The 22,507-nt window shown below is 50.7% G+C and carries 28 protein-coding genes; 4 read left to right on the top strand and 24 right to left on the bottom strand.

Annotated features, from left to right (window positions below; genetic code table 11):
- From ACMGGP_RS20340 to ACMGGP_RS20360, 5 genes are all read right to left on the bottom strand, one after another.
- The coding region (locus ACMGGP_RS20340) for a hypothetical protein (RefSeq protein ID WP_498798782.1) at positions 1-680 on the bottom strand (680 nt) is incomplete at its 3' end.
- 14 nt (positions 681-694) lie between these two features.
- Positions 695-1,447, bottom strand: a complete 753-nt coding sequence (locus ACMGGP_RS20345) for a DUF6651 domain-containing protein (RefSeq protein WP_498798783.1) — start codon at positions 1,445-1,447, stop codon at positions 695-697.
- Between the two features lie 107 nt (positions 1,448-1,554).
- A complete protein-coding gene (locus ACMGGP_RS20350; RefSeq protein WP_498798784.1) occupies positions 1,555-2,958 on the bottom strand; it encodes a DUF4055 domain-containing protein in 1,404 nt (467 codons plus the stop codon).
- Between the two features lie 12 nt (positions 2,959-2,970).
- The gene (locus ACMGGP_RS20355) at positions 2,971-4,443 is read right to left on the bottom strand and encodes a phage terminase large subunit family protein (RefSeq protein ID WP_498798785.1); all 1,473 of its coding nucleotides are present in this window, start codon (positions 4,441-4,443) and stop codon (positions 2,971-2,973) included.
- Positions 4,430-4,999 carry a terminase small subunit gene (locus tag ACMGGP_RS20360; protein WP_498798786.1) on the bottom strand — a complete coding sequence of 190 codons (570 nt, stop codon included), beginning with the start codon at positions 4,997-4,999 and terminating at the stop codon, positions 4,430-4,432. The genes ACMGGP_RS20355 and ACMGGP_RS20360 overlap by 14 nt, the downstream gene beginning before the upstream one ends.
- Before the next feature lie 25 nt (positions 5,000-5,024).
- On the opposite strand from ACMGGP_RS20360, the gene ACMGGP_RS20365 reads away from it, so the two are divergent.
- The gene (locus tag ACMGGP_RS20365) at positions 5,025-5,615 is read left to right on the top strand and encodes a hypothetical protein (protein ID WP_139221420.1); all 591 of its coding nucleotides are present in this window, start codon (positions 5,025-5,027) and stop codon (positions 5,613-5,615) included.
- Here ACMGGP_RS20365 and ACMGGP_RS20370 read toward each other — a convergent pair.
- From ACMGGP_RS20370 to ACMGGP_RS20425, 12 genes are all read right to left on the bottom strand, one after another.
- Positions 5,608-5,751 (bottom strand): lysis system i-spanin subunit Rz, encoded by a 144-nt coding sequence (locus ACMGGP_RS20370; RefSeq protein WP_498798986.1) that lies wholly within the window; start codon positions 5,749-5,751, stop codon positions 5,608-5,610. The two genes, ACMGGP_RS20365 and ACMGGP_RS20370, sit on opposite strands and share 8 nt — an antisense overlap.
- 62 nt (positions 5,752-5,813) lie before the next feature.
- Positions 5,814-6,197, bottom strand: coding sequence for a hypothetical protein (locus tag ACMGGP_RS20375; protein WP_498798787.1), 384 nt, complete (start codon positions 6,195-6,197; stop codon positions 5,814-5,816).
- Positions 6,198-6,289: 92 nt separating this feature from the next.
- Positions 6,290-6,547: a hypothetical protein gene (locus tag ACMGGP_RS20380; protein ID WP_498798788.1), complete on the bottom strand. Its 258-nt coding sequence runs from the start codon at positions 6,545-6,547 to the stop codon at positions 6,290-6,292.
- Positions 6,544-6,777 carry an Rz1-like lysis system protein LysC gene (gene lysC, locus ACMGGP_RS20385; RefSeq protein ID WP_442417730.1) on the bottom strand — a complete coding sequence of 78 codons (234 nt, stop codon included), beginning with the start codon at positions 6,775-6,777 and terminating at the stop codon, positions 6,544-6,546. The genes ACMGGP_RS20380 and lysC overlap by 4 nt, the downstream gene beginning before the upstream one ends.
- Complete coding sequence (locus ACMGGP_RS20390) at positions 6,683-7,084, bottom strand: hypothetical protein (protein ID WP_498798990.1); 402 nt, start codon at positions 7,082-7,084, stop codon at positions 6,683-6,685. Before ACMGGP_RS20390 ends, lysC begins: the two co-directional genes overlap by 95 nt.
- Entirely contained in the window at positions 7,074-7,508 is a 435-nt protein-coding gene (locus ACMGGP_RS20395) for a lysozyme (protein WP_498798789.1), read from the bottom strand. Before ACMGGP_RS20395 ends, ACMGGP_RS20390 begins: the two co-directional genes overlap by 11 nt.
- A gap of 72 nt (positions 7,509-7,580) precedes the next feature.
- Positions 7,581-7,802 carry a phage holin gene (locus ACMGGP_RS20400; protein WP_122889451.1) on the bottom strand — a complete coding sequence of 74 codons (222 nt, stop codon included), beginning with the start codon at positions 7,800-7,802 and terminating at the stop codon, positions 7,581-7,583.
- Positions 7,803-8,017: 215 nt separating this feature from the next.
- A complete protein-coding gene (locus tag ACMGGP_RS20405; protein WP_122889452.1) occupies positions 8,018-8,719 on the bottom strand; it encodes an antitermination protein Q in 702 nt (233 codons plus the stop codon).
- A gap of 54 nt (positions 8,720-8,773) precedes the next feature.
- Positions 8,774-9,058: a hypothetical protein gene (locus ACMGGP_RS20410; RefSeq protein WP_010670497.1), complete on the bottom strand. Its 285-nt coding sequence runs from the start codon at positions 9,056-9,058 to the stop codon at positions 8,774-8,776.
- 16 nt (positions 9,059-9,074) lie between these two features.
- Positions 9,075-9,671: a helix-turn-helix transcriptional regulator gene (locus ACMGGP_RS20415; protein ID WP_498798790.1), complete on the bottom strand. Its 597-nt coding sequence runs from the start codon at positions 9,669-9,671 to the stop codon at positions 9,075-9,077.
- 1,252 nt (positions 9,672-10,923) lie between these two features.
- The gene (locus ACMGGP_RS20420) at positions 10,924-11,745 is read right to left on the bottom strand and encodes a DUF2254 family protein (RefSeq protein WP_498798791.1); all 822 of its coding nucleotides are present in this window, start codon (positions 11,743-11,745) and stop codon (positions 10,924-10,926) included.
- Between the two features lie 639 nt (positions 11,746-12,384).
- Entirely contained in the window at positions 12,385-12,645 is a 261-nt protein-coding gene (locus tag ACMGGP_RS20425; protein ID WP_498798792.1) for a hypothetical protein, read from the bottom strand.
- Positions 12,646-12,914: 269 nt separating this feature from the next.
- On the opposite strand from ACMGGP_RS20425, the gene ACMGGP_RS20430 reads away from it, so the two are divergent.
- Positions 12,915-13,118: a hypothetical protein gene (locus tag ACMGGP_RS20430; protein ID WP_498798793.1), complete on the top strand. Its 204-nt coding sequence runs from the start codon at positions 12,915-12,917 to the stop codon at positions 13,116-13,118.
- A 2-nt stretch (positions 13,119-13,120) separates the two neighbouring features.
- Here the strand turns inward: ACMGGP_RS20430 and ACMGGP_RS20435 are convergent, their stop codons facing one another.
- The 3 genes from ACMGGP_RS20435 to ycgZ form a co-directional block, all read right to left on the bottom strand.
- Positions 13,121-13,381, bottom strand: a complete 261-nt coding sequence (locus tag ACMGGP_RS20435) for a biofilm development regulator YmgB/AriR family protein (RefSeq protein ID WP_122889457.1) — start codon at positions 13,379-13,381, stop codon at positions 13,121-13,123.
- Between the two features lie 78 nt (positions 13,382-13,459).
- The gene (locus tag ACMGGP_RS20440; RefSeq protein ID WP_244213004.1) at positions 13,460-13,762 is read right to left on the bottom strand and encodes a hypothetical protein; all 303 of its coding nucleotides are present in this window, start codon (positions 13,760-13,762) and stop codon (positions 13,460-13,462) included.
- 44 nt (positions 13,763-13,806) lie between these two features.
- The gene (ycgZ, locus tag ACMGGP_RS20445) at positions 13,807-14,046 is read right to left on the bottom strand and encodes a regulatory protein YcgZ (RefSeq protein ID WP_122889458.1); all 240 of its coding nucleotides are present in this window, start codon (positions 14,044-14,046) and stop codon (positions 13,807-13,809) included.
- A gap of 710 nt (positions 14,047-14,756) precedes the next feature.
- Between ycgZ and ACMGGP_RS20450 the strand changes: the two genes are divergently transcribed.
- Positions 14,757-16,418: a methyl-accepting chemotaxis protein gene (locus tag ACMGGP_RS20450; RefSeq protein WP_498798794.1), complete on the top strand. Its 1,662-nt coding sequence runs from the start codon at positions 14,757-14,759 to the stop codon at positions 16,416-16,418.
- A 390-nt stretch (positions 16,419-16,808) separates the two neighbouring features.
- Here ACMGGP_RS20450 and ACMGGP_RS20455 read toward each other — a convergent pair whose 3' ends face one another.
- From ACMGGP_RS20455 to ACMGGP_RS20470, 4 genes are all read right to left on the bottom strand, one after another.
- Positions 16,809-18,386 (bottom strand): sensor domain-containing diguanylate cyclase, encoded by a 1,578-nt coding sequence (locus tag ACMGGP_RS20455; protein ID WP_498798795.1) that lies wholly within the window; start codon positions 18,384-18,386, stop codon positions 16,809-16,811.
- 589 nt (positions 18,387-18,975) lie between these two features.
- On the bottom strand, positions 18,976-19,644 hold the full coding sequence (locus ACMGGP_RS20460) for a winged helix-turn-helix domain-containing protein (protein WP_498798796.1): 669 nt from the start codon (positions 19,642-19,644) through the stop codon (positions 18,976-18,978).
- 528 nt (positions 19,645-20,172) lie between these two features.
- Positions 20,173-20,448 (bottom strand): hypothetical protein, encoded by a 276-nt coding sequence (locus ACMGGP_RS20465; protein WP_346551633.1) that lies wholly within the window; start codon positions 20,446-20,448, stop codon positions 20,173-20,175.
- A 168-nt stretch (positions 20,449-20,616) separates the two neighbouring features.
- A complete protein-coding gene (locus tag ACMGGP_RS20470; RefSeq protein ID WP_498798797.1) occupies positions 20,617-21,648 on the bottom strand; it encodes a P63C domain-containing protein in 1,032 nt (343 codons plus the stop codon).
- A 324-nt stretch (positions 21,649-21,972) separates the two neighbouring features.
- Between ACMGGP_RS20470 and ACMGGP_RS20475 the strand changes: the two genes are divergently transcribed.
- Positions 21,973-22,395 carry a VOC family protein gene (locus tag ACMGGP_RS20475; protein ID WP_498798798.1) on the top strand — a complete coding sequence of 141 codons (423 nt, stop codon included), beginning with the start codon at positions 21,973-21,975 and terminating at the stop codon, positions 22,393-22,395.
- Positions 22,396-22,507 lie beyond the last annotated feature (112 nt).

The following is a 22,507-nucleotide window of genomic DNA, read 5'->3' on the forward strand; positions in this document are numbered from 1 at the left end:
TCACCCGACTCACTTTTCACCTGAGCGACGCCGGCTGATTCACGCAATGTAAAACCATGTAACTCCAGAAGTGTGCCCTGAGAACGCAGTGCTGTGGTTCCGGCCTCATTGGCTTTGGTCAGCTGCGCCATGGTTCGCAGTGCCGCGCCTGCAGTGGTATCGATGACACACTGCAAATCGCTGAGCGGTGCGCCATTGTCCGTCAGGATTTTGCGCACCTGTGCTGTGTCAGTCAGGGTATCTTTAAATGGTGTTTTACCCGCTTCACCGGATGCGCGTGAAGCGCGACGGAACAGCTCGCCCAAATCTTCTTCGATTTCATTAACCAGCGTGCGCATCGCCTGGGTAACCTGGTCGCGGCGGATACCATGGTAACCCGGACCGGATTTAATGCCCTTCTGCTGTTCGCCTTCCCAGCGGAACGGCACCATACGCGATTTGGTAATGGCCAGCGGCACATTACCAATATCCTGGTCACCGTCATCCGGGGGCAGTTGTCCGGGCTTCACATCTTTAGCGTCTGAAGCCGGTGTCACAGGGATACGGATCGGCTGGTTGAGCGCTGCGCGTTCTGCTGTGGCGTCCAGCGTGATGGAGGGAATAAACCCGCAGAGTTCACGGGACACGATGTCCAGGGACTGATACAGGTCGGGAATGAGTTGAGTCAGGGTATTAGACATGCAGGGTTATCCTGTTAATCGGTAATCTGTACACCCGCACAGGCCCGTTCGCTCTGCTCCTGAGGGCTGAGGGATTCGAACTGTTCACGGGTAAGTGTGTTGGGGCTGCTGTTGCCATTCCCCCCAGCAGAGCCGCCGCCTGATGCGCCAGTGCCCTTGAGGATCTGGTCTTTATACGGGTAGTGCTCAACGAGAATGCTCAGCGCTTCATCAAACCCCGCCGCTTCGCCGGGTCTGACCGCACTGAAGATTTTGTTTCCGTCCCGATCAAACGCCGTGACGGCGTCACCGACTACCTGAAAGTTGCTGCCGAACCGGGCTTCCACCAGGTCAGCCGGAATACTCATTTTCTCGGCAATGAATTTTGAACGGGCGAAACTACCGCCAATTTTCTCCGCCGTGAGCTTCTGACTCAGGTCGTCACGCTCTTTTACGATGGGCGCATACTTCTCTTCCAGCGCACGGACGGCTTCAGTGCGGACCTTTTCGACTTCACCGGCATCCACCAGCGTTTTGTCTTCCAGGTTCTTCACGGTGTCCAGTGCTGCCAGCGCCGCTGACGGATCATCAATCCCTTCAAAGGTCTTAAGCAGCGTTTCTGCACTTTCCGCACGCTCACGGTGTGACTTTGCTTCACCGTTAAGACGTGAGATGGTCTGCAGGGTGCCGGGGGCATCAAATGTCAGCTCTTTGCCGTCCTCCTGCACGTAGACAGGTTTGCCATCGTTTACGACCACATGGCCGTTCTCATCGAGTTTCAGTTTCATCAGGGTCATCCAACCATTAATGAGCCATCCGGCCCGTGGCACCGCACTGCATCCGCAGCGAGCGGCAATAAAAGAAGGCCCATGCATCTGCACGGGCCCGGAGAAGGTTAAGCCGGCGTTGTTGTGGCCTGTTTATCTGATACCGGGGACGGCATTGCGCGGATACGCGCCTGCTCTTCCGCCCAGCGGAGTTCGCTGTTAATAAGGCCACGGCGCTGTATCTCGTTAAACAGCGTCTCGTCTGACAGCGCCCGCGTTTTATACATGTCCACCAGGAAGTCAGCTGACGCTTCAGCCAGGGTAGTGGCACCAAAGTCACTGAAGATAGTGACGTGTCCGCCTTTGGACTCACCAATCCACTCCGCCAGATACTGCAGCGCCAGTCGGGCCGCATCGGTGAGGTCACACACCATGCGCTGCAGCGCACTGGTGCTTGCTTCGTTATCGGTCAGCGTCTGCACCACGGTACGGTGGCCGGGTTTTACCACCAGCAGCTCGGCTCCTATCTGGCGCATTTTCTCTTCAAGATCGATAATATCTGTGCGCCCGGCCTCGATGGCTTTGCCGCTGTGCTCTACATAACGCAGGTCTGCTTCATCCTCTTCTGACAGGATGGCCGATGCCGCACCCACCGAAATGGGACCATCACCGAGCATTTTGCCGAACAGCACCGGTACACGGGCGACATGAAGAATGGTCTGCTGGTCGCTACGGGACTGCCAGTGTTCGACGTTGAGCCAGGCCAGTTCAGCCAGCGGCGGCCGGCCATTCATAAACCCGCGTTTGTCACCGTAGACCGGAACAAAGGTGATTTTCTTCAGGCTGGTGGTGCCTTCATCGTGCAGCTGCCACTCCAGCACCCCGCTCGTTTCATTCAGCTTTTCGCGATAAATCCGCCAGCGGCCGGGATTCAGCACCCTGACCTGCTCAATGTTTTTCACGACAAATTCATTCTGCGGGTCACGTTCACTGACCGTCTCGACGAAGCGCAGCAGCGTGAACGTCTCCTGTCCGTTGACCCGTTCTGAGTCGTAATCCAGCAGGCTGGTGGCATTCACCCTGGCGAAATAAGGCCGCAGTCCGCGCTGGCGCTCTTCAGCCAGGGAGAGCGGTTTATCCGCAGGTGGATGCTCGACAAGGATGCCGCAGAGTCCGTAGGCCATCGCTTCTTCAAAGGTGTCAGCCAGAAAGGAGTGTAGGTTAGTGCCCTGCATGTCCACATCCCCGAACATCTCACGTATGCGTGCAGGCACCGCGTCTTCATTCCAGGTGACTGGACGGGAAAAAGGTTTGCCACTCAGCACCTCGACCGTACGCGAAAAGGCCGGGAATAGCGTCGCCACCGACAGCCGGTTCTGATAAAACGCCTCTTCTTCACTGGGCCATTTGGGCAGATACGTTTTGCCCGCAGCACGCATGGTGGCCGTGCCGCCCAGCAGCGTGCTGATCATCGGCCAGCAACCAGCCATCGCCTCGATTTTGGGCGATCGCTTCCGGACGTCGTTGCTCATAATGATGTTCTGTCAGGCAGAGAATGGACGGACTGTTGTGCCCTTCGGCTGGAACAGTTCTGTGATGGCCCAGACCAGCGCATCCAGGCGGTCGGGTGATTTCTTCGCGGTAGCGGGCACGTATTCCAGCAGCTGATTTTCGAGCTGGTAGAGGTTGCCGCGGTGCGCCACCCGCCCCTGCTCATACAGCGCTGAAATGGGCTCAGCCCGGGCAAACTTACCCTTACTGGCATGGACACGGACGATGCGCCCGCGGAAGCCTGCATTGCGCAACGTATCTTCAGCCATGTCGCCGCCCTGGTTGGTTTCAATGACGATGGCTTCAGCGTGATGCTCTTCATAAGCGCGGACTGCCCGCTTCGCCCAGTCGTTCGGCGAGTATTTCCCGGAGTAATCCGCGTCAGCCGAGAATAACCGGTCATTACCGCGCCCGTAACTGCTCGCCACGACAATACCGGTTTCGTCGCTCTCTTCGCTGTTCGTCGCCTGCGGGTCGATGGCAACGACCGTTCGCGACGGCTGCAGGGTGATCTCCAGCGCACGCGCACCGGAAACCATCGCTTCGGTCCAGAGTGCCCCGTCGGCATTAAACCGTCGGGGCCGCTGCATGTACTGCGCTTCCGCGGTGCGCCGGTGTGAAAACAGAGAGACGCGATGCGATTCGTTGTGCTTGTACGGCCAGAGCCAGCCGTCAGGCAGACCATGATCGATGGGGATCGCGTGCGTGTTTTCCGGGTACACCAGCGAATACGGTTCGCTGTTATCAATCAGCACTGGCAGGTTCAGGTGGTGCCACTGTTCGCCACTGCCACCGCGCAGCAGATAGCCACTCAGGTCGTGGTAGTGAATGCGCTGCATGATGACCACGATGGGTGTGGTCTCAATAGCCAGACGGGAACGGATGGTTTCGTTGAAGCGGGTGTTCACCCCGACGCGTATGGTTTCGCTGTAAGCGTCGTCTGGCTTCACTGGATCATCAAGGATCAGACAGCCCTGCCACCCCGGCTCCATATGCCCGGCACGAAACCCGGTAACCTGCCCTGCAGCGGATGAGGCATACACCCCGCCGCCATATTCGGTCCACCACATTGCTTTACTGTCGGCATCATCGCGTAGCGCCATCGGCCACATGGCCTGAAAGGCAGCAGACTTCACGATGCTGCGCGTGGTAGATGAGTTCAGTAATGCCAGGTTGTGGGAATACGACAGGTGCATAAAGCGGGCACGGCGGTTCAATGCCAGACCCCGGCCCATCATGTTGATGGTGGCCAATTCGGTCTTGGTGTAGCCCGGTGGAACGTTGATGATTAGTCGCTGAATGTCACCATCAATCACGCGGTCCAGCGTCTGCTGTATGACCTGATGATGTTGTGCCACAATCATTCTGCTGCCGGTGCGCTGCCTGAAGAAGTAGCGGGCGAAGTACATCCCGTCCTCTTCACACTCTATACGGCGTGCAGCGGTCTTAAAGTCAGCAGTCGTCATCCTCTAACATTTCCCGGCGTGCCTGCCGGTATTCCTCGCGGGAGAGCAGCTTAACTTCAACCGGACCACCATCCTTGCCCGTTAGCGCATGCGTGGCCTGCTCTCTGAAGGCCTGCACTGAGATGTGCTTACCCAGCAGTTCAAGGTTCTTCACTTTATCCGGCCACTTGATTTTTTTTAGTATGTTTTCAGTGGTGGTTTCGTCGAAGTTAGTGATGGTCGTCAGCACATCCAGACCACTTAGTGTCGTACGCCAGACTTTTGGCCACTCATGAACAAGTTTGAGGCCACCGTCGTCTTTCAGGATGTCGAGTACGTCCATTTCATCGATCTGAACCAACCGCTGCAGTACGTAATCTGCATTAATCTCTACCCTTTCATTTCGCGCTGATTTAAGTTCTATGATGCGCTTCGCAATATCAGGTTTAGAGAGGTTTTCAGAACCCATACGGCTTGCTGTTTTCTGACTGTAACCTGCCCGAATGGCCGCTTGCGTGGCGTTCAAATCGATGAGGTACTCGCGACAGAACATTTCTTGTTTGTCGGTGAGTGCCATATTTAACCTTTGGGATTATTTCGCTATGAATCTTTTTATATTTCGCAAGCTGTTTGATACAGACGCTGTAAGGAATGCCTTCATTGCGTCTACTGACAGCACTGACGATTTGGGTGTTGTGCTGAGGCTTCATCTCGTTACCGAAAGTTTTCTTGAAGCTTTTATTTGTTCAGCAATCCGAAGAGAAGATTTATTCGACACCGAACCGAAGGAAGGCAGGGCATTCAAATTAAATTATTTTAAAAAGTTAGAGTTGGCAGCCAAGCTTGGTCTTCCCTTGCCTACCTTTAAGGCATTGGACAAGCTAAACCTATTAAGGAACAACCTTGCACATAAAATCCAAAATGATTTCATAGAAAATAGCGTCATTGAATCTTTGTCTTCGCATGTCAAATCAATAGGCGGAGAAGACAAGGTTTCCTTAGCTGAAGAAGCCGCTGAGTTCTTCAATGAGGATGGCAGTAAAAGAGCCACCTATCATTTAAAAGATTCTGAAACTCCAAACCGCGTCAAACTAATGATTCTGATATCGTCCCTGATACGCCGTACAACCGGGGAAACTTTAGGTTTCTATCAGCTTCACGCCTATCATCAGTTCACAATGAAATCTACTTAAGGCATTGTTCCCTAATGTACTGCTGCAAGCCGGCTATTTGCTTTCCGGCAACTTCGATTCGACGTCTGAGAGTGAAATAATTGCGTTCAAGGGCGTCATCAGATCGGGGGCTGGCTGCATCATCCATACCGGGGATACCGGTAGCAGATTATTTCTGACATGTAGCGTTGAGCTGCAGTCGGCGCTAGTCTGGGAAAGTCACTTTTTACTGAATTCAACACTGTCTGTGGTGCAATCCAGCATTCCAAAGTATTCCCCGATAGCTGACTGGCCGTTACGCTGAGTAAAAGGGACTAACCAGATATCGTTCCCGAATGTCAAATGCCCATAGTCAATCAGAATCCCGTTCTTTTCAGCGGCGTCCTGAGCGTCAGAGAAAGTTTTCCATTCAGCCTGGTCTCCGGTCTTGGCCCGGATCACCTTAGCCATAATGGTCTGATTATCATAATGCCGGCAGGCTTCAATCTGGGCAGCATCAACTTTTGAAGGTCTGATCGATACTATCAACAGAATCATTACAGCAAATGCGAGCACTGCCAGAACTGTGATGGCGATGACTAAAATTTTGACTACCCTTTTCATATGATCCTCATCCTGAGCTATTTAGATGCGAATCATACCTGAAGCTTCTTGTAATGATCACTCTGCCTTGCACGACAGGTGCACTGCATTGCTCACAGATACTTAATCGCCAGCGCTTTTACATCGTCCTTTGCTGCGTCACCCAGCAGAGCAACCCCACTTTCAACAAACGCCAGCGCAGCTTCAAAATCATGAACGCCCACTTTGACTTCAGCTGAAGGTGGCGTCTGCGCTGCTTCGGCAGAGAATTCTGACTGTTCAACGACTTCGTCATTCAATGATTCTGACATTTCATTACTCCCTTCTTCAGGATGAATAAACTGACCTTTCAGCCAGCTGAGGATGTTCATTTCTGCCGCTCCCGTTCGATTTGCCGGATGGCGGCTTTGTCGTGGTTACACTGTTCCAGAGCGTTAAGCAGACGCTCATTCAGCTCCAGGCTGTCTCCCCAGGTCAACGGATCAGGAATCAAAGGTACAGTGCAGTCAGCCAGCAGACTCACCGGTATCGGTACTGGCGGAACCGGTACGTACTTTGTCCCGGTGCGCACGCAGCTGGTCAGCAGCAGGACGAGGCACATGTTCAGTGGCACAGCTGTTATCCTTGACCAGCTTGTGAATAACCACGACCCTGCGCTCGCTTTCTTCATTGCCTGCCTGATTTGCACCCTGAGTTGCCCGGGCAATGTCGCTGAAGAGGGCTGTTACCCTGAGGACATTAGTCGCGAGTATCTCTGCTGAGGCTTTTTCCTGTGCCAGTTGCCTGTTCTGCTGGGTGAGCAGCGCTTTCGATAAAGACTGAAGCCTCAGGATGACACCAAGCGCCATGACCAGCAGAAGCAGACCCGTGATGGTAACGGCACCCCACTTAACCCTGCTAAAGATCATCACTGGTTTCCGCCAGGCAAAGTGCACGCTCGGTTTGGCGGCGGTTCATCAGCCCTTTCCACTTCCTGCCGCCCGCAAAAACCCAGCGGCGCAATTCACTGCACGCACCTGTCGTGTCGCCTGCGTTGAGTTTTTTCAGAAGTGAAGATCGGGAAAAAGCGTCAGTACCGGTGTTATAGACAAAGCTGTAGAGTGCGGCGCGCTGGTAATCGCTGAGAGTAACCGTGACGAGGCTGTTTACTTCTGACTGAACAGGTTTCAGGTCAGCGCGCAGCAGAGCGTCGCATTCCTGGTCGGTATAATTTTTGTTTCTGACAATATCCGGGCCTGTATGACCATCACAGACGGTGAGCACACCGGCGACATCCGGATAAGGAACATAACGACGCCCTTCTAAACCATCCGGACCACCCAGCAGCGTCATTGCCAGAGTCAGAGCACCCGCACCGGCTGCAGCCAGAAGTCTGTTACGCAGCGCAGCGGAAATAGCCATGATTTATTGCGGCTTGTTCTGGCAGGTACAGCGCAGCGCCCTGATTTCTGCCAGTGTCGCCTTGCGCCGGTAATACCCGTTGATGACGCAGGTTACGGTCGCAAGACTAATACCGGCCAGAACGCCGACGGCGCTCCACTCTTCCGGACTGAAAAAGGTCAGGATGCCGTGGACGATTTCGCCCGCGGATACGCCATAAGCGACACCGGTTGTGAGTTTGCTCATCAGGATTTGCCGCGCAGAATAGGAGAAAGGTAGCCGGAGCCGGTGGATGAGCAGGATACAGTGACGGCATCCGGTCATAAAAAAAGCCCTGACAAAAATGCCAGGGCTGAATAGAAATCTCTCGAGGGTCATTTACCCATCGTTGGAACCAATCTAACACAAAAAATGGAAAAGTAAATAGTGAGCTATAACATCGTTACATGAATTATCGCTCGCTATTTAGTAATGCGCGATAACGCCTTCTCTGCCCAGGCCTCTTCCCGGTGCAGCTCGGCGACCAGAAACTCCAGTAGCTGCTTAACGCTTTTGTTCCACGTATCAAGAGTAAGAGCCTGCGTGACCTGACACACCGCCCTGAACACAACAGCGGAAGGGATACGTTCAAAGCCGCGCCCGGAACACCGCTTACAGGGCTGATAAACCGGCACACCCTGAAATCGTGTCATCACACGGTTAACGGATTCCCCTCGCCCTTTGCAGTCCTTGCAGGCAGCCCGCACGACACCTTTTCCGTTACATTTGCTGCAGCACTTTCCGTTGCACAGGCCTGTGCCGTCACAGGCATGGCATGGCGATTCGGTATCCGGGCTGCGCGCATAATCGAGAAAGGCATAGCCCGCAATAATCGTGATGACGGCCATGCGCTCTTCTTCGGAAAGTTTTGTGAGCGCAGGATAACGTGAGGATGCCTGCAGGCCTGTCATCGCCAGCAACCGTATGGCGCGCGCTCTGTCCTGACCGGAGACATTCATTTTTCCAAAAAAGGCAGAGTACCCGAGCGGAGCACGTTTCTGTGTCATGCCCAGCGCAGCCATTACATCGCTGCCGGACATGGCATCAGGTGACAGGGATGACTGACAGACGATTGGGGTAACGGAACGCGGGGAATGGTACTTAACAACACTTTCAAGTTTCATGGTAAAGACTCTGTGCCGGTAAGAATGTCACCGGCACTATGAGTCGTGTCAGATTCATTTTTCTGAATGCCTGCAGGCACGTTCTGACGAATGAAAAATGAATTTCTGCACAAATTTTTCTCTGGGCAGCTGATGCCTGCCCTTCTCCGTCACCCGGCACCACAGTTCAATGAGCGCTTCGCCAGAATGGTGACGGGGGCTGGCCCCTTTCTTCCACCCGATAAGTGTGGAGGCAACCACATCCAGTTCATCTGCGATGTCCTGAAGGGAGTAACCGGAACGGCTCAGGTCTGTGAGGATCCGGAACCAGTCGATTTTGTGGATATTGATGACAGGCACGCGACTTCCCCTGCTGTTACAGCCTGAGTAAATCTTTGAGATTTCTGACGCCCAGCTTATTAGCACAGTTTTTCCGGTGCTGATAGAGCGTTCGCGTTTCTATGCCCAGTTTTGAAGAGTGATTTACTGCTTCGACACCGTTCAGAAACCCATCAATAACGGCGAGTTCACGCAGAGATATTTTACAGTTTTCCCTCAGAGAGCGCTTCCTGTTGAGATAGTGCTCAAGGACAAAAGCGATGTAGGAGACCGGCATTGATACATCCATGACATATTCCATCTCACAGACACGATCCAGAAGGCTTCTTTTACGGCTGTTCAGCAGAACATGACTGTCCGTGAAGACCAGCACATTACCGTTTGTTTTTCGGAGCAATGTGAGAAATGAGCTGAACCACCGCGGGAAAAAGTCACTGTATCCAAGGCACATCACCGCCAGATGAAAGTATCCTGAATATCTTTTTTCTGCATCAGTACGAAACAGCCGATAATCCTCGCATGGTAATACAGCCAGTTGCTTCCTGCTGCATTCTGTGTCTATAAGGCTGAACAGCCCATAATGTAAAATATTATTATCCCCGATAACGACAACACAGCGTTCGTTGCTTTTCATATCCTGCTTTCCATTTCATGTAGTTCAGGTTGCGGTAAATAACTCATACTCCCTTTAACGAGAGTAATTACTACTCACATCCTTAAAGTTATTCAATGCAATCGTTTGCCTGCATTTATCATGAAACAACATCATGTCAGCATAACTAATTGAATGTTAATAAATAAATTTAAAAATAAGACAACTATTAGGAACAATTTTCAGACTTCTGTTAGCACCTTATCTCACTCAAATAAACGTCAGTGACTCAGTAATAAAGCTGAATATTTCTGTTTTTTTTAAGCGGCTAACTAACTTCTGCTTTTTAATGTAAAAAATCACCCATGTTGAGTGATAAATTAAATTTAACTGAATAGGAAGGCATATTGACACTGAAATATGAATCGGCGGCTGAATAGAAAACACACAGGCAGGCTTTATTAACATTAACCTTACATACCAGATAAAGAGTCAGAACATACAGTGGCTCACCAGCACACATTTAACCGGCCGGAGGATGGCAGATCTTTCCCCTCGTGCTAAATCAGCTTTGTGTTGCAGTAACACTTCGTCGATCTGGCTCTGCATCCCCCATATCCGGACGGCTACGGCGGATTGGCAGTCAAACAGAAAGACTGCAGTGGCTGAAGTAAAATTCTACATCACCCCTGGCAGCTCCGAAAGACTCTGCTAAGGACCCGGAAATCATGCTTTCGTGTCGCAATCTGCCTGCCGGGATTGAAGCGTCTTCACTGCTGTGAATGGGTTAAGGCAGTTCAGCAAATGGTATGGCAGGCTTTAAGGCCTGTATCCAGCTGCGTCCGGCAAGCGGCGTCGTAAAGTATCGGCACTTCTGGCAGCGCCATGCTGCTAATTTTCGTCATACGGGCAAACATGCACCTGCAGCTGACTGCCGGAACACGACTTCAGATGATTTCTGTTTTGTCACGAAAAGCAGGCTCAAAAAAAATACCTGCATCAGAGGACGATAGCAGGCATAAATTGCGGTGGAGATGATGAAACTCTTAAGCGGCTTCTGGGTGTTGTATAAGAAATGCCAGGCGAGCCAGCCAGACATTACTTCAGCCAGCGGTAGGAGCACAGGCTGTTTTACAACACTCTCAGGTTAGAGGGTAGTGCTGAGATGACAAGCGTAGGCGGTAAAATATATCTTAAGGTCAGCGTTTCTATGATTTGCAAACAGGAGAGAAGGAGCAATGTCAGGATCTAAAAAAAGAGGAGCTGCCTCCTCTTTTTAAAACTCCCGATTTCGTCAGCGAACAATATGCAGGAAGTGCAGATGCTTCTCATACTGGTCGAGAATATCGTTGATAATCTGCTCCTGATTCCAGCCCATCACATCATAATCCTGACCACCTTCCTTGAGGCAGACAACAGCACGGTAATATTTCTGCTCTTCAGCTTTCTCGCCCTCAGACATGCCTGCCAGTGCAAAGGCGGGTTGCAGATAAGCGCGCGCACGGACTTCATAGACAAAGTTGAGTTCATTACCCAAATCTACCTCATAAGCGCAGCCCATACAGCGCGCCTGTAGGCGATTATGCAGTGCCGTCGTCGTGGCTTCCTCAACGCGACGTGATGTGTCAGACATACGACCAAACTGTGCCAGATGCTGTATGCAGCGCAGTAAGGTAATAACAATCATCGCAATGACCGCCAGGGTAACAAAGAAAAGAACAGCGCGCCCCTGTGAGCCATACGCGCCCATGCCGAGTGCGATAATGCCCACCAGAATGTAAAGGAAGGATCCGATAAAGGTTGCCAGTACATTCTGCGTCGTCCCGTCTTCAAGCAACAACACCGTGGCACGCGGCGTGACGCTGCTGCTGGCCGAATTATAAGCAGACACCATGATATTGAGTGAAAAGGTGGTAACAGCCAGCATACTGGAGGCGAGAATGGCCAGTATTTTATCCACCGCGTCACTGCCCACGATGCCTGATACAGAAACCGGTATGAAAGGTTTAATCGCAATAGCGACCAGCGCAGTAATAATGGCCAGTACAGCGAATAGTGAACTACGAAACCAGAGCTGTCGGGTCATCCGGTGAATAAGCCATTGCGTTTTAGACATTACGGTACCTGATGTAATGAGTTAATGATTTTCGCAGTTGCGACTCCGCATCATGCGTACGCCGGCAGGCGTATAGCAGTTTGGTATCACTGATACACGCTGAGCTGAAATCACTGAAAAAGAATAACTATCACGGATGCGATGAACAACAGCCTGAAACCGGAGAACGCCGTTATGCAGATTACTTCACAGGTATCGGCCCGCCCATATATGACAATGGACGCAGCCTTCGTTCTCAGTTTTTTAAGCCTTGCTGAGTTCTGTCTGATTCCAGAGCAGGCATAGCCTCGGGACTGAACATTTACGCCAGTACGTCCGGGCGAAAAGGCTGACGGACCAGATGCAGTAAATGGATTTATCCATGGAATCCGTGAGACAGGAGCAGTGTGATTGAAAGTGGCTCATCTGCGTAATGTTGAAACTCTGTTTCAGACCCGCGGCCGTACTGCATAACACGTTTCGGTCTGACAGCGTCACATTTCTGCCTACAGTATTAGTGCAAACTTCTGCACACTCTGCGGGACAGAGGCAGCGGTGCTATCCCTGAAAATCTCTCCAGCCGGTAAGCGCTTTTACGCCACCGGTAGGGTCATCTCGTAATCTCGTCTTTAGGCCGGAGCCAGACGACATCCTGTGGCGTTAATGCTTTTCTTCGTTCAGACCGGCAAGAATCTGCAGGAACGGCACGGGCTGCTCGGCGCGTTCGGAATAAGCACACTTCTTCAGCCAGTTTCGGGCCTCGAATATGTCGCGAAGCCTTTCATCACAGGATACATTTGCAGCAAAATGACCCAGTTCAGCAATGAGAGAGAGAACATTAATCTCTTTTTCAGCCAGCGCCAGGTACAGTGCCGCTTCGCCAATAATGACATGGCCCTTCCTGTCGTCTTTAGTTAACACGATACATCCTCCTTTAGCACGATTGCGGATAACCTCATCTGACTGTAGTCGCCCTGGAGAATGCCGCACATGTAATAAATCGGTGTTAACACCGCCGGTGTTCTTTTTCAGGGATACAACCGGACACACCTATTGCTGACAGATGCTGAGCCCGCCTGATACCATCTGCCTCGTCTCCTGCCATCAGAAAATATTTACAGCGACGACCGCTGACCGGGTGGACAGTCTGAGGCATCATAGACTGGATATGCATACATTCAGGGGGCAGTGTGAAAAACAATGTGCAGAATATTTCAGAGGAAGTCCGTGCCCTGATTGGGCATGTTGCAACCGGACTGCTTTCTGCCGGGAGTGCCGTAACGCCTGAGAAGCTTATTCAGGCTCTGTATCAACTCAGTGAAAACGCCAGTGATGCCAGAACGCGTTCAGACTGCCTTGAACTGATGCGGCAGTTCATGAAGAAAATGCACTGAAATCAGACCACGCGTGCAGCGTCATTAAGCCCCAACAGAATTTCCAGACAGGTACGCAAAACATCCAGCCTGATAACATCAGTTGTGGCTTCCATTTCAGCGATAAGATAGAAAAGCACATCTTTGCTGGTCACACTGTCAGCTCCTGAAAGAAGATTCCTGATTGCGGCAGAAAAAATTTTTTTCTCCTCATCATATACATCGTCAATATTCTTCAGTGCGTGTATCAGGTCGTGCCCGTCTGGTTTAAGCATCTGTTGCATATGAGTATTTATAGCCTTATCTCTGCTTTTAAAGAAATTCTGCTTTTTTATCCGGTTATAGCTGTAGAGTATCTGTCATCAATGTCGGGTCAATCGGTGCAGGTCTTCAGATGAAGTTATGGTAAGGGTTTCACGAACTTCATCCCGGTCAGAACTTCGCCGCTGCATCTCTGCCCTGACGTCATGAATAGCTGTTTCGAAGATCCGGACTCTGGATTCATCCTGTTCTTCTGCCAGCCAGACTTCGAGTCTGCGCAGGATCCCCGCTAATGACACAGGTTTTTTTGCATCAAGAAGCGATAATGCGGCCTCGCCTATAAGTAATTCGCCTGGCGCTTTATTTCTTTTCTTTTCCATTACAGCTTTTGCTCTAAGAATCATGTGCCTGATCCGCATAGCGGGTTCAATGTCCGGCACAGGACAGTCTATTCATGAAATAAAAGGCTGACGAGTTCCTGCAGATGCTCTTCCTCATCCGGCGCAGAAGCCTTTTCAAGTCGCGCGATGAGACGAAGACAGATGGTCTTACGGCTGAGCGTCCGGCCCGAACGGAGCACTTCCCCCACAACAGCACCAAGTGTTTCCTGCTGTGACGGCATAACGGCACGGCTGAAATAGGCAGTAACTTCTTTGTTCAGGCTGGCTGTGGACAGGGTCTGTGTCATGATAAACTCCGTTTTATGTAATACTGGATAAGCTACGTACATAGCTAAAGTTATACAATAAAAAAGACTCTGTACAGTTTTTCATGGGTACAACAAAGCAAAAAAGTCAGTTCGATAGGGGTGACGTAAATAAATCTGACAGGTAAAGAGTAGTCAGGCCCTGAATGCCGCGACAGGAGCATGTGGGCGCCAGATGTCGCTAAGAAGGGATCGGGTACAAAATGGCCCGGACTCCGCGACTAGCCGGTCACATGCGCATACATCCTGTTATTCCATTCCCCTGTCCTGTATAACCTGAACGCGCCGTAAGTAAATAAATTATCTCAATCCCCCCTTTTCATCCCCCTTGAGCAGACTTCGCGACGCGAAAGGCATAATTGCTGGGCCTGAGCTGCGACTGCCTGCTGCTGAGCTGTGAAACATGGAATTTAGCCCACTCGCTGCTTAACACTGCGTAAGCTCTAAAAGGGTTGGCTTCTCTTTGCTCGCCTGCGGAATCTCTCCTGAACTGCCATTCCATTTCTTGTTTTAGCAGGCAGCTCTCTGGAGTAGTTGTGCGCCTGGCAACACAACGCTCTGATATTCACCTCGTTACAATGTAATTTTCGTTCTTTAGTAATTAAATTCCTCTTTTTGCCGATAAATATGCTGGAAGTTTTTTAAAAAAACATCACCAGGATATCAATCACTTATAATGGCAGGAAATTAAGATGACGATTACACAGCGATTGTTGCTCACCTTTTCACTTCTCTCGGCAGCGCTGGTCACGATGGTTATCGTGGCCGTTGTGGTGGCAGGAGGATTTCAGTCCCGCTTTCAGTATGTGCAGGAGAACACTGTTCCCTCGCTCCTGGATCTCGGCATTATGGTCGATAGCAGTAATTCACTCATCATCTGGCTTTATCGTCATCAGAATGCGACCGAACCCCGTCTTCAGGCTAATATTGAAAAGGAAATTAACGGGGCTATCAGTAATATTAAATCCCTCAACCAGCATTACCTCAATAATGACGTATCAAATGGTGAAGACCGCAGAATGACGGAGGCGGCCTTTTCCACACTAAAGCGGATTGAATCCACCCTCCCGGCGTTTCTGGCAGGCTCACGGGCACAGAATGATGCCGTGGCGCTGGGCGCACTCCAGGGAAGTGACGGCATTGGCGAGGCCGTCCGTCAGTTGATTGCGGGCTATCAGCAGCAGCGCACGCTGAACGTCGATATCGGCAAAACACTGCGTAAAGAAAATGACAGAACCTATCAGACAACGGTATGGAGCCTGGTGGGGGGTTCAGCACTGGCTGTCATTATTCTCGCTTTCTTCGCACTCCGGACTATCTTCAGCATCCGCCGTCAGCTGAACGGCATGCGTGAAACAATGGAAAGTGCCAGTAAAAACCTTGATCTGACGCTCCGGGTGGATACCTCACGCCGGGATGAAATCGGCCTGACGGCCCTCGCGTTTAACCAACTGATTGGGAATGTCTCAGACTCCCTGTCTAAAGTTGAGGCGTCAGCACAGTCAGTCAGTTCTGCTTCGGCACAGATATCAGCAGGTAACGAAGACCTGTCATCCCGAACTGAGCAGCAGGCTGCCTCCCTGGAGGAGACCGCAGCAAGTATGTCTGAGCTGAGTGAAACGGTCCGTCAGACCGCTGAAAACACCCGCCTGGCCAGTCAGCTGGCGAAAAATGCGCATGAAATCTCTGAAGACAGTGCCGGTCGCGTTCGCACACTGCTGTCGACTATGGGTGATATCAGAGGAAGCTCAGCGAAAATTACCGATATCATTGCACTGATTGAAGGAATTGCTTTTCAGACGAATATTCTGGCCCTGAACGCGGCTGTAGAGGCTGCCCGTGCGGGGGAGCAGGGTCGCGGGTTTGCCGTGGTGGCCGGTGAAGTCCGCAATCTGGCACAGCGCTCATCGTCTTCGGCCCGTGAAATCAAGGAACTCATCGAGTCGTCAATGGGCTTTGTTGAAGCCGGCTCCGCACAGGCAGAAGGCGTGGGAGAAAACATGTCCAGGATGAATGATGCCGTACGTCAGGTCACCGACCTGGTGGATGAAATATCCGTGGCGGCCAGTGAGCAGTCTCAGGGGATTGGACAGGTTCATCAGGCTGTCGATCAGATGGACGATGTTACCCAGCAGAACGCCGCGCTGGTTGAAGAGGCTTCTGCAGCCTCCCGTTCACTGATGGAGCAGGCAGCAGCTCTGAACCATCTGGTAAACACATTTACGCTTGATTCTTCTTCAGCCCCTGCTTCAGCTGCACACAGTCCTGTGAACCGTCCGGCACCGGCCGTTGCAATTTTGCGAACGGGCCCTGCCGTTGCGGCCGCGGGTAACGAAAACTGGCAAAGTTTTTAATGCTGTACAGAGTTTAGCGGAAAATACAGGGGGAATCTGAGACTTCCCCCTGTATCCTTTGATTAACTTCCGTCAGACGAGCGGCGAGGGGGAAGTTTAAAAAAATGATTATGCGCATGTCAGCCGGATTTCGCTCCCAGCACCGTGCCGCCTTTCTGCCCGAATCATTACCGTGACGCCTGCAGACTTTAATCAGAGGATGCTCATTTAGCAGAGCCTCAGCGACAGAGTCGGTTATAACACGCATTGATTACAGATACTGTCAGGCCCGCTTTGATTGTCAATAGTCTGTCCGGGAGCGTGACAGGATGAGAAACGCACGTGGAGTCTGCGTGATCAGTGATGCCCCCTTCCCGCCCCGGATAAAACCTTGTTGCAATAACCATTACATCAGCATTCTTCGTGCCGCTTTAACCCGCCTGGGCCGGCCACGATGACGGCATTTCGCCCGGCACGTTTAGCCTCGTAGAGTGCCTCATCTGCGCGGCGCAACAGGGCATCACGATAACCACAGTCAGCCAGCGCAGCCACTCCGGCTGAAACGGTCATTGTCCCCACGAACGGAAACGTTGCCGTGCTGACGCTCTCCCGGATGCGTTCCGCCGTGCGTGCGGCATCTTCCAGAGACGTCTGAGGCAGCAAGATAACAAACTCCTCTCCGCCGAAGCGGCTGATAATATCTCCGGCCCGGCACGTCTCCCGCAACAGACCCGCGAGCCTCACCAGCACAGCATCCCCGGCATCGTGACCGAAACAGTCGTTAATTTTTTTAAAGTGGTCAATATCAAGGGCTATTGCACATTGCAATGATCCGTCACTGCACTTGTCCATCAGTAAAGTGAAACCCCGGCGGTTGCAAAGCCCTGTCAGCGGATCGGTCATGGCCTCATCGCTGAGCGCCGCCATACGGCCTGCCACAGCGTGACGATGCTCCTGAACGGCATCTCTCAGACGGTCCGCTTCATGATACCAGGTCTTAATTGACATAAGTGACGCCAGGGCTGACGCATTGCCTTCTTCACGCACCATGCTGGCCAGTTTCTCAAGTGGCGACGCGATGCTGCCGGCAAGCAGGGCCACGATGGCTGCCGTCAGAACAATAATGCCGGACAGAAACCATAATGCCTTCACAGCTGTGCGCATCAGGATGTGTCGCACCGTTTCTGAAGTGCCGGTAATAAAAACATTCCAGTCGGTTCGGTGGAGGCTGGCATATCCTGTAAGAAATTGCTGACCATCAATTTCCGTGCTGAACCTGCCGCTGTTCGTCGCAGCCAGCTGTTTCTGCAATGCTAAGCTCAGTGCCATTTTCATCCCAACACGCGCCGGATCGTGACTGAAAATAATCAGACCATCATTACTGACGATACTGACGGAAGCATCTCTGGAATAGAAGTGCTGGCTCAGAATCTCGCTCAGCATACTCTGTTTTTTCAGGTAGATGGTGCCACCGATGTAGCCCATATAGCCGCCGTCAGGCGAAAAAAGTGGCTGTGACAGAAACACCACATAGTTTCCGGAGGCGGAGGTGAAAGGCGCTGAAATAAACGGTTTCTGCGAGGTGATGGCCTGCCGGCTGGCGGCGGAGTGCAGCTTGACGCCCACCAGACTCATGCCATCCGGTGAGGTAGCGGCGATGACAGCATCCCGGTTAACCACCACAACCGTATTAAAAAAACCTGACTGGAGACGGAGCCGATCAGTCTCGCCTCTGAGCAGTGCCGCGTCGTTGAGGCCTTTTATCTGTGTGGCGCTCCAGGCCAGCTCACGCTGTGCTGTCGCAAGGTAACGGTCGGTGGTATCTGCAAGCTTTAGCGCGTAAGCAATGTTGCTCTCAAGCAGGCTCTCCTCAATGTTGCTTTTCTGAAAAACAAACAGTGCCCCGAGCAATAAACATGATGTCAGAATGACTCCACCTACTGAAAGTAATATGAGCAGAGTACGAAGGCGGAGTTTTTTAGAGGGCATAATTTTTATAATCCGGTACAGTTTCACAATAGTGTAACTGCCGAAGTGATGCCTAAAGGCAGAAATAGCGCAAATTTTATACGCCTTGCCGGCTGATAAACACGCCGGCAAGGCAACTCTTCAGCCCGACAGGCGTCAGGATAAACCTTCCTAAAAGCTGACATCATCCGGCTAATTAATGCGGGAGGCGGCCGTGCCTGAAATAAAAGAATGGCAGGCATAATAGTAAACGATATGCTCAGCGTGGTTCAGGACAGGTTATTGAACTACTCCTCCCATCCAATTAATGAGAGTTGCTAAAAAAATTATGCCTGTAGCGGTCATCAGACTGACGTCTGTCAGCGTTGTGCCAAAAGCGGACGTTGAGTTGCTCTCGGCTGTCAGAATTGAGGTTTTTTAGCTCCCGTTTTAAATGAGTTTTATTCTGAAAGCGGATATTATTAATTTCGAAGTCTGAGTCTACCCTGTACAAAAAATTGGTAATTTCACGTGAATAATAATCCGAATCGTGGCGGAGCCAGATAGAAAGATTGCTCATGCTGATTAACGTACGCGGTAGCTTAATAGTGGTTTTTAGTCGTAACGGAAGCTATTGTGGCCGGAAAACATAACCCAGTCCGCGAATACTCTTAATCTGAAACCCGGTGTCCCGGCACAGCTTTTTCTTCAGTCGACATATCAGAACATTGATCACATCGTGATTTCGCAGGTCAGCATCTGAGTAAAGCTGAATCATCAGCTCTTCTCGGGTCACTATCTTTCCACTTCGCTTTATCAGAGATTCCGCAACCACGTACTCAAAGTTTGTCAGCTCAACTTCCTCTCCATCCTTCAACAGCTGCTTGCCAGATAAATCCAGTTCATAAGGCGGAAGATCTATCCGATTTGACGCGTGGCCCTGGTTTCGGCGGACGATAGCGCTGACGCGCGCCACAAACTCTTCCGGCTCAATGTCACCCGAAACAATGTCGTCTGCCCCTGCCTGATATGCAGTAATCCTAAGCGCCTTAGTGCTTTCGGTAGCAGTTAGGATTACCGGGGTACGAAACCCTCTCTTGCGGTAGCGCCTGATAAGCGCGCAATGCTGCTCGCCGAGAAAATGGGTGCTGATAATGAATAAGTCAGGATTAAACTTTTTAACTGAGCGAAGTGCATTATCAATATCTGTAAACGTATCCGTCAGAAATTCCAGCCGCGAAATCAACACGGAAGCATAGCGAGCGGAAGCCTGATCTCTATCAAATACAATTACGCGCATTTCACAAATCCAGATCAGAGGGAAGGTTAAGAAAATATTAACTATAGTTAACAGGGAAAGCAAATTATACCAATCTCTGGATCTTACTTTTCGCTGTACCTGCAACCTCTTTCATACCGGACTTTCTAAGATTTTTACCCCGTCAGATCTATAGCTTAAATCGCCGACTAGACTTACTGGCATTTCATTTTAGTCATCAAACGCAGGCTGGAGGGGTGTCAGAACCCACCAGCACCTCTTAAATTTTTCTAACCTTTTTTGTGGCTACGACACATTAGGTCATAGGTATGGTCAAAGCGCGACCTGGAGGCCATAAGAGAGAAATAAAATGAGACAGCCCCGCGTGCACGAATTTCAAATCAACTATTGGTGTACGCTTTTCGCTCATAGCGGACATCTGTCAGACGTTCGGCCACTCTGTGCCAGAAGCGGATGCTGACATTTTATCAAACGAATTGAGTATAATCGGGTTAATCCTGATTAAGGCTGGATCGTCATAAGAAAAAGCCGCCCAGAGGTGGCTTATAATTATTTACGTGGTTTACCCGAATCCGAGCGTTTCTCCCGAACTCTTCCATCATTGTTACGATCGCGGGGCTGGGTACCACCGCCGGGTTTAGGAACAACTACGCCAGGATTGAGTGGTCTTCTATCCGCCATAATTCCTTTTCCTAATAAAATGGCAAAAGTGCCGCCTTTTTTGATACGCCTGATAACGTGAGCTTTCAACCCCGACAAGAAGATATGTTGCGCGGCATCATCTTCTTTCCGCTTTTTGTACGAAGCGAACGATGCCAGCCACATGCCAGTATAACTTCATCGCCTTGTAACTATTGACTATAGGACCAGCAGTAGCATTCGCAATAGCTTCATAGCGTGGTGCTCTGCTGTCTCTAAACTCATGTACTTTGACAAATGCTTAACAAGCGTCAGATGAAACAACACTCCTGAATTTTCGTCATTAGAAGTAGATTACTGTTCCCGGGATGTATCGTTCAGTTCAAGCTCAAATGTGCCGCCTTTACGTGGCATCACCTGGTCAACCATTTTTATAAAACGATTCCATCCATACCCGTTAGCGATGGCTAAACGCTGAACCATAATTAAAGAATGCAAATGCTGTGATAACATAGGGTTGCCAACATCATCAGTAAGCCATTGATGCATTTTATTTTTTCGCTGTCCATTGGATTGTTTTGGCGTTTTTTTCTCAAGCTCCTGAAGGATAGAGTCACCGAGTCGTTCATAAACAAGGTCCCGCGTATAATGGGCAACCACACTAAATCGGTTTTTACTCATGCCACTCCATGGCCAGTTTCTCAACTTATAGATATTTTCATAAAACTCATCTGGGAACTTTTTCGCCCACGCAGCGAGTTCTTTGCTAATGATTTTGTCCAGATAAGCTTGTAATGCATCTTTGGGACGGATTTCCTGATAGCCCGTTGCTTCATCGACAAGGGCAATGATCCCTACCTTTGCAAGAGAGCGAACCAGGATTTCAGCTTTTTGGGCAGTATCCATCTGGTTTGCTTTAAGTGCACCGTCCTGACGGGCTTTCAGATAAACATCACAGACTAATGGCAAAATTGATGCATCATATCCTTCAAGCGTTGCACCTGAATTATCGGTAAAACGCTCGCGTTTGATCGCTTCCATAAGGTCATGATTAAGATAGGGAAGCAGGTTCGCAGCATCCATAAAAGCAGGCAGTTTGATCTCGCCGTCAATCGTTGCTCTGACACCTCGACTTGGTCGACCAAGAGCTTTGAAAACGGAGGACTGAGAGATGATGCGCTTGCCATTGTTAAGAACGGCCACTTCCAATTCAGTGTCATTGATTTTTAGTACACCTTCGAACTGAGCGGATGGAAGATTATTTTTGATTTTTTCCCAACGCTTATTGGCAGCATTTTGAGCGACAGCTTTTCGCTCATCAGCCGTCATTTTCTCCGCTCGAGCTTTACCGCCTTTTGCCTGAGGTGATTCTTCTTTATCAGTCATATTGAATTCCGTGCTGAAGTGATGAGGATATTGTCTTCATCATCATATGTCTTAGCAAGCAAAAAATTAAAAATGCTTGCTGAAGCATCCGAGATGGAGAGTTCAAAATGACAACCCGGACTATAATTATGGCTGATTAAGCACCTTCTCTTTGAACTGTGACAGTTTTAGCTTCCGCCGTTTGCACGGGCTCGGAAGCAAGAGTGCCTATCCGCTTTGTGCCAGAAGCGGACTTTATTTTTGACTCATCAAATCAGATAGTAGCGTTCAGTTGTGTTCAAGAATTGTTTCATGACACTATATTCAGCACCTGATGGAGCAGAAATGAGAACGCAAAAACGATGCATGGGTTATGTGGCCATCGTGGTCAACGACTATGACCGCGCGATTGAGTACTACACCGACAAGCTGGGCTTTACGCTGGTTGAAGACACGCCGCAGCAGGGTAAGCACTGGGCCGTTGTGACGCCGAATCCGGAAAGTGACTGTAATCTTCTCCTGGCCCGTGCTTCAAACGAGCGGCAGGAAGGCTTCATCGGCAACCAATGCGGCGGACGGTTATTCCTGTTCCTGCAGACTGACGACTTCTGGCGCGACTTTAACGCTATGAAGGCGAAAGGCGTCAACTTCTGTCAGGAGCCGCGAGAGGAGGTGTACGGGATGGTCATAGTATTTGAGACATATACGGCAACCGCTGGGAACTTTACCAGAACAAGCAAAATTAAAGCTCTGGGGTTCAGGTTATAAATGCGTAATCGGTCCTAATACAAAGTCCGTTTTTGTCTCTAAGCAGGTGCCTCTCATTTACCACTTCGGCGTACCACCTGACTAAGTGATAAACTGAACGTACAGCCGCTGA

It is taken from the genome of Curtobacterium sp. BNK-1, assembly GCF_048685235.1.
In the GTDB taxonomy this organism is placed as follows: domain Bacteria; phylum Pseudomonadota; class Gammaproteobacteria; order Enterobacterales; family Enterobacteriaceae; genus Pantoea; species Pantoea agglomerans.